Here is a 13,579-nt window from a genome sequence, read left to right as displayed (position 1 = left end):
TTATACATGTATTCATAATATAAATAGTGCGACCCTTTGTACATAAAAAACAAGTATAATTTGCCAAATTAGCAATTCTTTAATACTGTTTGTTAAAATGATTCCTTAAAATAATAGTCGGTTCTTTATTCGTGGCAAGGACATTTTCTAGCTCTGACTGCAAAGCATTTGCCAGTTCATGCTCTTCAACTGAATTTAAAAAGTTAATTGCGCCTTCTAATTCTTCTTTAGATTTTGAATCTCTTCTCTGAACATATGCTATCATATTTTCTAAAAAAGTCAGCATAATCTTAAATGGTAAGTCATAATTATTACGTTCTTTTTTTGCTAACTCTATATAATCATGACATTTTTCATACTCCTGTTTTCTGATAAATGTAGTGATCAAGTTACAAATTAAGTTTGTAATAAATTCTTTTGTTGCTGCATTTCGATACTTCATATCTTTCACCGGGAACGTTTTTGTCAGTAGAATTTCTATTTGATCATCATTAAATAAATAAATCGTGTTAGAAAGAATCGCATAATCATAATGAAAGTAGTATTTTTTTTCTTTTAAAAGAATAAAAATTTCTGCTAATTCTTTAGCAGATACGTGCGGAATTTCTTTCCATTGATTGGAAAATAAAGTTTTAATAACGATATAATCGGATAATTCCTCTAATAACATATTTCGCGAAAAATATAATTGATTAAAATAGGTAATAATTTGTTCTTTGATCACTAGATCATTTGGAGTTATCTTGTAGTCTTCTAGTAATGCTCTCATTGTTTTTCCGATCGAATTATTATCAAAATATTTAGAAAATTCATCTAAAGGAATTGATAGATTAGTCAAAATTTCAATTAGTTCAGAAAAGGTTAAATTTTTTCTTCCTGATTCAATTTTTGAATACACAGAAGAATCAACATATTTTAATAATTTTCGTTGAGGTAGATCCTTTTTTTTTCGTATGTACAATAAAGTTTCTTGTATATTCAAATAAAACCATTCCTTTTTTACTTGAATTGTATCATAATAAGTATGTAAAGAATAATCATCAATTTAAAAGGAGGAGTAAACATGATTTGTTCTTCAATAGCTGTTGTTACTTTAATTACAACTTTTATCTTAGTGAGTGGTTAATAATATAACAACTCTCTCTGTCTTCTACACTCACATTTCACAATCTTTTGAGGATGAAAAAAGAGTATTGGCGGGGTGTTGTTAGGTAGACCAATTGAAATTCACAAAGAGAGCCCGCTTATCGGTTGATAAGCGGGCTACTTGGGTTAATCGAGATTATGTGAACCATCTTGTTGAATAACAAATTTAATTGTTTTTAACTGTTATATCTTGAGCTAATATCCAACCTGTCATACCATACGAAGAGAATAATATATAATAATTTACTTCCTCTTTTTGAATTTTTTGTTCCAATTCTTCCATTGTTTGATATATAACTGGCCAACCACTATTTTTCTTAGATTCTAATAATTCTTTATTGTTTTTGAAAAAATTTTGAATATCGATTTTGTCTATATCTAAAATTGTGCTATACGGTATTTCATCAGAAAACTCGTAGGCTAAAACATCTGTGAATATTATTTTTTTGGAATTATCATCCAAAGTTGCCTCAATTGTCAATTTCTTCGTTCTAAAATTCATACTATATTCTGTTATTTCATAATCATGTACACTATGCATAATTACCATTCTCCTTTTTGTCTAGGTACTTTTTTGTCCCAATCCCATTTATGTCTATGTGGAAATTCATGTGTCCCATCATCTGGATGATTAAAATCTATATCTTCTAATGCACGACCATCTGGACCATAGTATCTTCGTTGTTTCACCGAACCATCTGGATTCAATAAGTCTTCAGAGGAATTAGGTTCACCATCACGTTTTAAATTTTTAGATTCGTCAGCCGGAATTACTTTGTGATTTTTAGCTGGTTCTCCTTTTTCCCTTGCTTTGTCTAACTCTGCTGTCTCATTTGAAGCATTCAGTGTAGGCGCATTATTAATCGCATCAACAATATTTTCCCCAATTTTAATGATACTCGTTCCTTTTCTAAGAATATCTGCGCCTCTCCCTAGTAATCCTGCACCACCAAGACCAGGAACAAATGTAATTTCGTCTCGATTTATTTTTAATTTTTCATCACTATATTGATCTTTTGTTAAATAGTTTTTGCATTTTTCTAGCTCCGCATACAAGTCTGGATGTTTATCTGCCATGATATATTTCCCGTTTTTCATTAGATACCATTCACCTAATTCTGTGCGAATAATGGTATATCCTTCTAATTTCCCTAGTGCATTTTTAACCATTACCTTTCTCATTTGTTCGTTTCTTTTTTCCCGTTGCTCCCAACGCTCATTAATCGAAACAGCCCAAGACATATCTAGTCGACCTAAATCAAATGTTCCACTTGATGAGTTCCACGCCTTAGAATTTTGAACTTGTGCGACCCCTCGAGCAAATTCTCGTTGAGACGCATCAAATTCTGAAAAGATACTAGCTGACCGAGAATTATAGTCATGAAACTTCTGTAGTTTTTCTCGCTTCTTAGCTATACTATCACACGCATTCATATAGCGTCGTTCTAAATCAGGTCGCATCGTTTTCGCCGTCTGCATTTGAGCTTCAATCGCTCGCTTTAACGCTTCTAGTTGATTAATTTGTTGATTGATTTGGTCTTCAACGGTATCAATGCTACTAACAGACCCTTGATAGTCACTTAAAAGCTTTCTATGCGCTTGAACTAAGGCTTCGCCTGTCATGGTAGCCGAACGACACAACGGTGTGTAAACAACGCTAAAATAGCGTTTGGCTGAATCATAAGCTTTTCCTGAAAGAGGTGCTGATAAAAATTGCGAAATACTGCTTTGTAAAGTTGATATAGCTTGCTTTGCTTCGTTGTTCATTCGATCGGCTTCATTTATCTGTGCCTGGATTTCACCGACATAAAATTGTAACCCCACGCCTCACTCCTCCTCTTCTATTCGTTGTGCTTCTCGATACATTCGCTCTGCTTCAAGTTCTTGTGTAGTTAATTCTTTTTTTCGTTGCTCTAATTGCTTTTCTAGTTCGCGTAACTGATTCTGTGCTTTTTTCGCTAAGTAGCGGTTATCTTCGCCTTTATTGCGAAAGAAAATGCGTTCCTCTGGTGCACTTGTATCAATCAATTCTGTATACAGTCGATCTTCTTGTTTTTGAAGTTGAAAAAACGCTTCTTGTTGTTGTTGGAGCATTTTTATCTCTTGTTTCAATACAGATTGTTCTTGTTGAATCGCTTCTAATTGCGTTTTACTTGTCACGTCCATTAAAGTCCCCACTTACTCATAGGGGAAAGACTTTTTTGAAAGTCTTGTGCTCCTTTTTGGTCAATTTGCGCAAAGTCTTTCGCGACAGAATGAATCTTATCTCCAGCCGAAACAATGCTAGAAGAGAGACTTTTCAATGTGGTTCCATATGCAATAGTTGATTGCTTAGCAGAGGCATTGCCTGTCACATTTGTACGAGAAGCGACACTCGTAGAAGCATTAATAGTGTTTAAAGCCGTCGCAGACTTGCTAAAAGAAGCGGAGACATTCCCAGCGACAGATACATTACTTTTAATTCCCATAAGATCCTCCTTATATTTACTAACATGTTGTCTTATATAGTTTAACGTTTTTAGATCCAAAAGAAAATAGGCTATTTGTATTACTCGAGAAAGGGGGGAGACATTTTTTCGCTTCACCCTTTTTTGACTAGGAATCGGCGTAAAAAAATTTGGATTGGAGTTTCTACAAATGTAGAAATGGAATCCAATTTTTTACGAATTGCCCCACTATCTTCAGGAACGAGGACATGAGATTGAGCGCGGGATCAAAGGCAGTGAGCAGAAACAATTGATCGTTGAAGAATATAAAGACAACCAAAAATCCATTAAAGAAATGGATCAAGTTCTTCAAACTAAAAAAATGAATTGAGTGTTGTCGATCAGCAAGTCATTAGTCAGCAACAAGCCTTTACAAATGAATTAGCGGAAATTTGGGCAACAGATTGGCTCGTTACACGAGCAGAATCGTCTTATTTTGAACTGACGTATGAAGTGTGTGATCCTGCCACGTCCAAACCGATAGAGACTATCGAATGACCCCACCGCTAAATTAAATAAAGAGGTGTGGATTGTGTCAAAAGAGCAGTGGGAAGCAAAACACATTTCATCAAACGCTGTGAGTGACATGTTAAAAATCAAAGAAACGTTCTTACGTGCAGAAAATAGCAATTGATGTTTCTCAGGATGAGGATAAAGAGGAGTTGGCTTGATCGTCGACTCCTCTTTATCTACCTCCGTTCTCTTTTAAAATAAAGTTGTTTTTGATCCATATTTTTCTTTCCATAAGCTCATTCTAGCGGAAGAAGACATTGTTGTTTTTTCCTCTGCTTCTATTTCAGAAACTGATTTATTGTTGTTTGATTTATTATTTTTTTTATCAAAGTCAATATTGAGCCCATCAACATATTCAATATTTGTTCCAACTTCTCCTTGAACAGATATTGATAGATTTTCATCTCCGTTAATATATCCCTGTATAAAAAAACCGCCCATAGGGTTCTTTTGAGTACCTGTTAAAGTTACAGAATCGATGTTATTATAGTGATATTTTAAAAATTTTTCAATTCTTGGCTTCTGTTCTTTCATGTAATAATCCATTTCGCTTTTTTCCATACTTTTACACCCTCCAAACAATAGTACAATCATCATCATTAAAATACTTAACCATATATATTTTTTTCTTATCATAACACACCTCTTGTGATAGTATAGTTATTAATTACTAAATGATAATACACGGAGGGCTCGATGTCTAATAAAATTAAAGATGAAACTTTTTCAAAGTTATCTTTCGATAGTTACGAAGATAGACTTTTAAAAGTAGGCAGTGTTATTAGAACTGTAGATGGAAAGTTTGTTGTAATTAATTCTATTGATAAAGAATCAGGACTACAAGCAGTTGCAGTGGTCAATCAAGCTGATTATGACAAAATTCAAAAAGGTGGAGAGCCTGATAATATTATCTTTGTTTCTCGTGGCTCTTCTGAACTAAAGGATTGGACGACAAATTTTAATCAACTAGGAACAAACCTGTCAGTAGATAAAATAAAAGAGAATTCTTCCAAAACACAATACATAAGATTTATTGCAGACAATGCAGCGAATACTATTAAAAATCCTATCCTTTCTCATTCATTATCTGGCTGGAGTAAAGGTTCTGCCAGTGATAATCATCAATTTATTGAATATGAAAAATGGGTAAATAAAGTAGTCAAGAATAGAAAAACTGCTGATTATAGTTTTACTGGTCACAGTTTAGGTGGTGCATTAGCTCAATTTATGGGCGTTATGAATAATAAAAATGCAACAACTTTTTCTGCCGCTCGTAGTTATCGTATTCTACCTAAAAAATATCGAGATTCAGTAGATCAAGGATACTACAATAATAAGATTAGGGATTATAGGCATGAACTTGATCCAGTTGGATTTGTTCCTCTAGGAAAAACAATAGAGAAGCTCAGAAACCTAGTGATAAACAAAGCTTAACACACAAAACTACGAATGTTACTTTGTTGAAGATAGAGCTCGATTACTACAAAAAACAAGAGAAAAGGAGAGTACAAAAATTAGCGTTAATACAAGAATGTAAAACCGTCTGAAACGAATACAAACCTGAAGCTAAAAAACTAAAAAAAATCTTAATTCAGATGCACAAAATGCAAGTAAAAAAGTTGTTGCGATAAAAGGAAAACAAATGATTAAAGGGAAAATTGGTAAAAAATTGGAACAATCCTTAGTTTCTGTCCGCAACTCAGTTAATACCATTGAATTTAATAGTAATTCTTTTAGCTAACGCGATCATCTATAAATAGATAGTTATGAAATAAAACGGTTCTGTTGCAAAGTTTTTCTAAAGGGGTCATATAATGTAAAATGGAAAGAAACGGAATCTAATGGGAACAATCATGGCCCATTTTAAAGGCAAACAATTCAAACAAGACATTATCATGGTAGCCGTAGGCTACTATCTACAGTATAACTTAAGTTCTCGTGATGTTTCAGAAATCCTTCCTGAACGTAGAATTGGCGTCTGCCATACAACTGTCTACCGATGGGTTCAAGAATATAGTCAAATTGCTTACTACCTTTGGGAAAACGAAATCGCACGGCAAGCGATTCTTGGCGAATGGATGAAACCTACATTAAAGTAAAGGGGAAATGGCATTATTTATATCGCGCAATTGATTCTTCTGGGTTGACACTAGACATTAGGTTACGTAAGAAACGCGACAGTCAAGCAGCTTACGCTTTTTTCAAACGGCTAGTTAAACAATTTGGTGAAACCAGGGATCTTGTCACGGATAAGGCACCATCGCTCTCTTGCGCGTTTAAACAGTTCAAATTAGAAGGTAATTCCACTTCTACTTACTCATCGAACCAGTAAATACATGAATATTATCATTGAACAGGACCATCGACCTATTAAGAAAAGACACAAATTCTACCGGTCCATAAGGACCTCATCAGATACAATTAAAGGGATAGAAACAGTCCATGCCTTATACAAAAAAATCGAAGAAATCTCTTCGACTTTTCAGTATGCGATGAACTCAAACAATTAATGGGAATAGCGGTTTAAAATAGCCTGTTAAGAAGCGTAGACTTTTCTTATTTACAACTTTGTAACAGAACCCTCCATCTCTATAAATTTCTTTATTTCTTGAACATAACGCTTTGTTCTTTATTTCTACTTCTTAAGTATAGCAAGTCTTTAAAGAGAAATCATACATCCTAAGAAGGATTTTTTACTCCTCTTTCAGTCTTATTATGGTTGACCCAGCTTCTTCCCATCAGATACAATGAAACTACCATAAAGGAGAGAAGTCTATGTCTACGAAAAGTCAGGTATTGACCTTGTTAATGAAAAAAAAACTAACATATATTTCAGGTGAAGAAATGGCACAACAGCTTTCTTTATCTCGAACGGCGATTTGGAAAGCAATCAATGAATTGAGAAAAGAAGGACACCATATTTCAAGTAGCCGAAACAAAGGGTATTGTTATGACAACTCTGATATTTTATCTGCTGAAGGAATTCGTTTGGCTCTTGATTCCAAAACACCAACTCTTTCGATCACAGTTCTAAATTCTTCAGAATCTACGATGAAAGACGCTAAACTAGCAGCAATGAATGGAGAACCAGATAATACACTGATCGTAGCAGATATCCAAGAAGCACCAAAAGGACGATTTGGACGTCCTTTCTTCTCAAAAGCTGGTAGCGGTATCTATATGAGCCTATTGTTAAGACCCAATCAAAACTTTGAAGAAATGGCACAATATACCGTAATAACGGCTGTAGCGATTGCACGCGCAATGGATAATTTCTCTAAAATACAAACCGAAATCAAATGGGTCAACGATATTTATATCAACGGAAAGAAAGTTTGCGGTATTTTATCAGAAGCAATGAGCGATGTTGAATCTGGGCAAATTTCAACTGTCATTATTGGCATGGGAATCAATTTTTCTGTAAAACAAGACGAATTCCCAGAAGAACTAAGAAAAAAAGCATCCTCTTTATTCCCAGATAAAGACCCTACAATTACACGCAACGAATTGATTGGAGCCATTTGGAATCAATTTTATAATATACTGCACCAACTTCCTAAACAAGCTTTTTTAGAAGAATATCGTCAAAAATCCTTTGTGCTTGGCAAAACAGTTTCTTTTACACAGGCAGGGATAGATTATGAAGGAATGGCCACGTCAATCACCGATCATGGTGAACTTGTTGTCACGCTAAACGATCAAACAGAAAAAGTTCTTTCATCTGGAGAAATCAGTTTAAATAGAATAAATACGACTACTTAACCTTTTTACACTACTTTTACGTCGTATTACCATTGCAGACAATAATGAATAGTACAAAAAAAGAAGAAAGCAACGTCGTTTTGGTTCATACGGCTTTCTTCTTTTTTATTTATATTTTTTCTAATACGATCGTTAGTAACAAGCCTAACAAATAGCTCCCATTAAATGCCATCAAATTTTTGATCGAATAACCAAAACTTTTAGGATGCGGCAACTCTTTTTTAAACAACTGGAGATTTTTCCAAACAATTGGGAATGAGAAGAATACAGTCAAAATCGGCCAGCGATAAACACCAAATAGTAATCCAACCAAAACAACCAAATAACACGCGAACATCAACAATTGGAATAAAATCACACCTTGACTTCGCCCAATATAATAGACCAATGTATACCGATGATTCTCAATATCAGTGTCTAAATCTCTTAAATTATTTGCTAACATGATATTCGCAATCGTAAACACCATCGGTAAAGATGCCAAAAGGATTGCGAATACCGCCCACAAACTTCCTGTCAAAGCAAATGTTCCGCTACTCCAATCAAGTTGTAAATAAAACGGGCGGCTTACTTGGACGTTCAAGTAAATCGTCATCGCGAAAATCCCGAGCCCCATGGTAAAACCACTAAATACTTCCCCTAAAGGCATTCGGGAAAGTGGAATTGGCCCAAATGTGTAAAATATGCCAATAAAACAGCACACACCGCCCATCACTAAAAATAGCCAACCTGTTTTAACTGTTAATATGAGTCCAATCAGTGCTGAAAAAGCAATCATTCCAAAAATCATATTTCTAACAAGAGCAGGAGCGATCCCTGAACTGCCAATAATATTCTCTTCATATTTGTACACTTCAGATTTCGCCTTCTTAAAATCCATATAATTATTGATCGCTGTCGTCGCCATATCAAAAACAACCATTCCAACAAAAAACAAAATTGTATATCCTAGTTGAAATTGATTAAAATAAGCAACAGAAAATAATACCCCAACTGCAAAGGGAAATAGACTTGCTAACTTTGTCTGGATTTCCACAACTTGCAAAAATACTTTCAACGACATAGTCCTTCTCCTTATTTCAGATCTTTACGATCACCCATTGTATAACCTGAATCTTTTCCTAACTCAAAATCTTTCTCAATGTCTTTACTTACAAATACTTTATCTTCTTTTGTAATAAAAATCACATCGACATCTTTTAATCCTTCAGCATACTCTAACCCTTTTTTTACACCCATAGAAAATACCGCTGTAGATAGTCCATCTCCATCAACTGATTCATTTGTGATGACTGTCACACCTGCAATGTCATTATCAAAAGGATAACCCGTTTTAGGATCAAATAAGTGATGATAATTTTCACCGTCAACTTCTAAAAAGCGCTCATATATGCCCGAAGTTACTAAAGTCTTGTTACTTTCTTGAACAGTTCCGACCACAGTATTACGTGCTTTATTAGGATCTTGAATGCCGACGTTCCAATCCATATCCTTACCACGAGGGCTATGTCCAAGAACATAAACATTTCCACCGAGATCCACGATTGCGGTCGTTACACCATTGTCTTTTAATACTTTCACGACTTCATCCGTTATATATCCTTTGGCAATCGCACCTAAATCAAGTTCCATGCCCTTTTCTTCAAGATAGACTGTTTTATCTTCATCATTTAATTTTACTTTGTGATAATCAACTAATTTTAAGGCTTGATCGATCTCCTCCTGTGATGGTTTGCGCGCATCGTCAAAACCAATATGCCATAGCTGTGTGATTGGTCCAATCGCCATATCAAAGCCACCAGAAGAATCTTCGCTGTATTCGTATGCCCGTTTTATTAATGGATAAATATCATCAGATACTTTGACTGGCTTGATTCCAGCTTGTTCATTGATTTCATCTATTTCTGAGCCTTTTTCATTTACAGTGATCTTATCTCCTAACTCTTTTACTCGATCAAAAGCTTTTTCTAACACATCTTCTTTGCCATTGTCATAGATTTTTACTTGTACATATGTTCCTAGCAATGACTGCTGGTCTGAATACGGTTCTTTATTGATTTTTGATTTCTCAGTTTTCGTATTGCACCCTGTTAAAATGACTAAAAATAGAACTGCTATTAAAATAATTCGTGATTTTTTGTTTTTCATCATATCCCTCTTTCTGAATAGAAAAATTATCTTATATATAGTAGCGCTTTTTTACGTGAATGGGAAGGATTTTCTATTTGTTTTTGATGTTATTTAATAAATTGACGCGCTATCCACTTGAGAAATCTTCTACTTGTATACATCAAGATAATAAAGCAAGATCCTCTGCAAGTCACCTTATATCGATGATCATCTGTTTATGAACTGGCTTTGATTCTTGACCATTCACTAGTAAGGTTATTTCTCTCCCTTGGGTTGCCAACATCCACTCTGGTAAATTCCGTCACAGTGTTGGACAGCAAAAAGCAGAACTCAGACAAATATCTGAATTCTGCACATAATTATCTTTCAATTTATCCTATGAAAAATTATTTTTTCATTACGATATTATCTATAACGATTTCTTTAGTATCGCCTTTTTGAGCAGCATTAACTAATTGTTCTGCATAGATTACAAATGAGTGTGAGCTATGAGTTGCACCTGTTACTACTTCTACATTTGCAGGAGAGCCATCTTCTTCATTCATCGCTTTAACAAGTTCATCATTTAGTTCAGGAATGTATGTTTTAGGATCTGTACCTGATTTTTCTTTCATGTTTTTGTTATAATCAGCATCGTCTTTTTTAGATTTACCTTCATCATTGACGCTGTCAAATTTAGATTCAGTTACTTTACCGTCTTTAACAACAATTGAAAATTCTGTGTGGTAGCCATTTGAATTATTTTTTTCTTTCAATGAATACGTACCGTCTTTAAGGTCAGCACCATTATCGATTTCGATTGTTTTTGTGTCTCCCGCTTGAGCAGCTTGGATCAATTGTTGTGCATAGTTTTGGAATGATTCACTTGAGTGAGTCGCACCTGTTACTACTTCTACGCCATCAGCGCTTTGTGCCGCAACAAAAGATTCGTTTAATTCTTTGATATATTCAGCTGGCCCTACGCCAGATTTGTCTTTCATTTTTTCTTCATATTCTTTGTCATCTGCTTTTGATTTTCCATCAGCATTGATATTATCGTATTTAGATTCAGTGATTTTACCATCTTTAACAGTCATTTCAAATGTTGCGCGGTAACCGTTAGATTCGTTCTTTTCTTCTAATTTATAAGTGCCGTCTTGTAAATCACCACCAGCTTCTTTTTCTGCTACTGTAGAAGATTCAGCTGTTTTTGATGTTGCAGTATTTGAGTCAGAAGATTTTGCTGTGTCTTTCTTGTCATCTGATCCACATGCTGCTAATAAAAGAGATGTCAGTGCAATAGCTGTGAAGCCCTTTACAATTTTGTTCATTTTCATGTTAGTCACCTTTTCCTTTTCTTATGTATTCAACAAATTAAGTTTGTGATACAATATACATTCTATAGAAAATTAAAATTATGTCAATTAAAGTTGCAATAAAAAAGAAAAATTTACCCGTTTTTCACGTTTTTTTAATAAAAAAAATTTATTTCCTATATTTAAGAAATGTTATTAGACAAAACCTGAATATCGCTATATAATAGATACGATTGTGTAATTATTATCAATTTTTATTTTATTTTTTAAGGAGCGGATTATCAATGACAAAGCAAAAAATTGTCGTTGTGGGAGCTGGTTATGCTGGAGTTTCAGCTACTAAATTTTTAGCCAAAAAATTGAAAAAAGATTCTGACGTTGAGATTACTTTAATTGATCGTCATTCTTACCACACCATGATGACTGAGTTGCACGAGGTAGCTGGAGGACGCGTTGAACCTTCTGCGATCCAATATGACTTGCAACGTTTATTTTCACGTAAAAAGAATGTCACTCTTGTAACAGATACTGTAACTGGTATCGACAAAGACAAAAAAGTTGTTCAAACAATGTTAGGTTCTTATGAATTTGACCAATTGATCATCGGTATGGGCGGCGAACCAAATGATTTTGGTACTCCTGGAGTTAAAGAGCACGGATTTACTTTATGGTCTTTTGAAAACTCTCTGAAAATTCGTGAACATATCTTGGAAACAGTTGAAAAAGCAGCTATCGAACCAGATCCAGAAGTTCGCAAAGCAATGCTGACATTTGTTGTCTGCGGTTCAGGATTTACTGGTATCGAAATGATCGGTGAACTAATCGACTGGAAAGATCGTCTTGCTAAAGACTTCAAACTTGATCCTAATGAATTTACATTGATGGTCGTTGAAGCAATGCCGACAATCTTAAACATGCTTTCTCGTAATGATGCAGCCAAAGCTGAACGTTATTTAGAGAAGAAAAATGTTAAATTATTGCTGAATGCGCCAATCGTTGAAGTAGCTGCAGATCACATCAAACTAAAAGATGGTTCTACAGTTCCAACACATACATTAATTTGGACTGCTGGTGTTAAAGCTACTTCTGATGCTGCTGACTTCGGTTTGGAATCAGCTCGTGGTAATCGTCTAATTGCAAATGAATTTATGCAAGCTAAAGGATATGAAGACAAAAATATTTATATTGTTGGTGACTTGGTTTATTACGAAGAATTTCCTGAAACACCAACGCCGCAAATCGTTCAAGCAGCTGAACAAACAGGTCACACAGCCGCTGCTAATATCGTGGCTGACATCAAAGGTAGTGAAAAACACAAGTTTAAAGGGAATTATCAAGGATTCATGGTTTCTGTCGGCTCTAAATGGGGTGTGGCAAACTTATTTGATAAAATTCACCTTAGTGGTTTCTTAGCTATCATTATGAAGCATATCGTGAATTTGAAATATTTCTTTGATATCCGTTCTGGTTATTATATGTTCCAATATATCATGCACGAGTTTTTCCATATTAAAGACGACCGCAATGTAACACGTGGACATTCTTCTCGTTACGGTAATGTTCTATGGAGCGTTCCTCTACGTGTATTCTACGGTATGGTTTGGCTAGTCGAATCAATGAAAAAAATTGTCGGAACTGGCGATTACTTAAAACCAAGCACTTGGTTTGGTGAAGGTTCATGGTTTACTGATAAAGTTGCCTTCCCGTTCCCTTGGCTGCAAGAACAAGTTACTACAGGCGCTTCTGCGGCAGGAGAAGCTACAACAGAAACAGCTAAAGCTACATTTGGTTTAAGCTATGCCTATGGTGAAGAGCCAATGCAAGTTTTTGAACATATGCCTAAATGGTTTGAAAGTGTAATGAAATTCATGATGCCAAATCAAGAAGTTGCTTTATTCATGCAAAAATTCATGACCATTGTTGAAATCTTGATTGCGTTAGCATTGATTGCTGGATTATTCACTTGGTTGAGTAGTGCTGCAACAATTGGTTTAACAATTGCTTTCTGTCTTTCAGGTATGTTCTACTGGGTAAATATTTGGTTTATCTTCGTAGCGTTTGCTTTGATGAACGGTTCTGGTCGTTCACTTGGTTTAGACCGCTGGGTTATCCCTTGGGTACAACGTACGTTAGGTAAATGGTGGTATGGAACACCCAAATCTAGATACGGCAGTAAATAAGTAACTTTATAGAAAGATCTAAGAGAGTTCTAGGTTTACTCCTAGAACTTTCTTTTCTCATTATGAT

Annotated in this window: 14 protein-coding genes and 1 pseudogene; 6 read left to right on the top strand and 9 right to left on the bottom strand. The window is 34.8% G+C overall.

The features are described 5' to 3' along the window. Positions 1–79: 79 nt before the first annotated feature. The 5 genes from IGI43_RS11085 to IGI43_RS11065 all read right to left on the bottom strand — a co-directional run bounded on the left by IGI43_RS11085 (position 80) and on the right by IGI43_RS11065 (position 3,614). Entirely contained in the window at positions 80–982 is a 903-nt protein-coding gene (locus IGI43_RS11085; RefSeq protein WP_438757852.1) for a helix-turn-helix domain-containing protein, read from the bottom strand. Between the two features lie 330 nt (positions 983–1,312). Beyond that, a complete protein-coding gene (locus tag IGI43_RS11080; RefSeq protein WP_438757851.1) occupies positions 1,313–1,687 on the bottom strand; it encodes a hypothetical protein in 375 nt (124 codons plus the stop codon). Positions 1,688–1,689: 2 nt separating this feature from the next. Next, positions 1,690–2,970 (bottom strand): T7SS effector LXG polymorphic toxin, encoded by a 1,281-nt coding sequence (locus IGI43_RS11075; protein ID WP_438757850.1) that lies wholly within the window; start codon positions 2,968–2,970, stop codon positions 1,690–1,692. A 3-nt stretch (positions 2,971–2,973) separates the two neighbouring features. Beyond that, entirely contained in the window at positions 2,974–3,312 is a 339-nt protein-coding gene (locus IGI43_RS11070) for a hypothetical protein (RefSeq protein ID WP_438757849.1), read from the bottom strand. Next, positions 3,312–3,614, bottom strand: coding sequence for a TIGR04197 family type VII secretion effector (locus IGI43_RS11065; RefSeq protein WP_438757848.1), 303 nt, complete (start codon positions 3,612–3,614; stop codon positions 3,312–3,314). The genes IGI43_RS11070 and IGI43_RS11065 overlap by 1 nt, the downstream gene beginning before the upstream one ends. Positions 3,615–3,813: 199 nt before the next feature. Between IGI43_RS11065 and IGI43_RS11060 the strand changes: the two genes are divergently transcribed. Next, positions 3,814–3,963 carry a hypothetical protein gene (locus IGI43_RS11060; protein ID WP_438757847.1) on the top strand — a complete coding sequence of 50 codons (150 nt, stop codon included), beginning with the start codon at positions 3,814–3,816 and terminating at the stop codon, positions 3,961–3,963. Then, positions 3,960–4,130, top strand: coding sequence for a hypothetical protein (locus IGI43_RS11055; protein ID WP_438757846.1), 171 nt, complete (start codon positions 3,960–3,962; stop codon positions 4,128–4,130). Before IGI43_RS11060 ends, IGI43_RS11055 begins: the two co-directional genes overlap by 4 nt. Before the next feature lie 207 nt (positions 4,131–4,337). Here the strand turns inward: IGI43_RS11055 and IGI43_RS11050 are convergent, their stop codons facing one another. Continuing rightward, positions 4,338–4,706, bottom strand: a complete 369-nt coding sequence (locus IGI43_RS11050) for a DUF1433 domain-containing protein (protein ID WP_438757845.1) — start codon at positions 4,704–4,706, stop codon at positions 4,338–4,340. A gap of 135 nt (positions 4,707–4,841) precedes the next feature. On the opposite strand from IGI43_RS11050, the gene IGI43_RS11045 reads away from it, so the two are divergent. From IGI43_RS11045 to IGI43_RS11035, 3 genes and pseudogenes are all read left to right on the top strand, one after another. Further along, positions 4,842–5,579, top strand: coding sequence for a lipase family protein (locus IGI43_RS11045; RefSeq protein WP_438757844.1), 738 nt, complete (start codon positions 4,842–4,844; stop codon positions 5,577–5,579). A 419-nt stretch (positions 5,580–5,998) separates the two neighbouring features. Beyond that, positions 5,999–6,672 (top strand): annotated as a pseudogene (locus IGI43_RS11040) (IS6 family transposase). A 248-nt stretch (positions 6,673–6,920) separates the two neighbouring features. Continuing rightward, entirely contained in the window at positions 6,921–7,907 is a 987-nt protein-coding gene (locus tag IGI43_RS11035) for a biotin--[acetyl-CoA-carboxylase] ligase (RefSeq protein WP_438757843.1), read from the top strand. A gap of 109 nt (positions 7,908–8,016) precedes the next feature. Here IGI43_RS11035 and menA read toward each other — a convergent pair whose 3' ends face one another. The 3 genes from menA to pplA form a co-directional block, all read right to left on the bottom strand. Then, positions 8,017–8,970 carry a 1,4-dihydroxy-2-naphthoate polyprenyltransferase gene (gene menA, locus IGI43_RS11030; protein WP_438757842.1) on the bottom strand — a complete coding sequence of 318 codons (954 nt, stop codon included), beginning with the start codon at positions 8,968–8,970 and terminating at the stop codon, positions 8,017–8,019. 11 nt (positions 8,971–8,981) lie between these two features. Continuing rightward, entirely contained in the window at positions 8,982–10,058 is a 1,077-nt protein-coding gene (locus IGI43_RS11025; RefSeq protein ID WP_438757841.1) for an FAD:protein FMN transferase, read from the bottom strand. 365 nt (positions 10,059–10,423) lie between these two features. Then, a complete protein-coding gene (gene pplA, locus IGI43_RS11020) occupies positions 10,424–11,353 on the bottom strand; it encodes an extracellular electron transfer flavoprotein PplA (RefSeq protein ID WP_438757840.1) in 930 nt (309 codons plus the stop codon). A 263-nt stretch (positions 11,354–11,616) separates the two neighbouring features. Between pplA and IGI43_RS11015 the strand changes: the two genes are divergently transcribed. After that, entirely contained in the window at positions 11,617–13,512 is a 1,896-nt protein-coding gene (locus IGI43_RS11015; RefSeq protein ID WP_438757839.1) for an FAD-dependent oxidoreductase, read from the top strand. Positions 13,513–13,579 lie beyond the last annotated feature (67 nt).

Origin of the sequence: Enterococcus sp. AZ126 (genome assembly GCF_051714545.1) — a bacterium.
Taxonomy (GTDB): Bacteria; Bacillota; Bacilli; order Lactobacillales; family Enterococcaceae; genus Enterococcus_L.
This window is presented reverse-complemented; position numbering and strand designations above follow the sequence as displayed.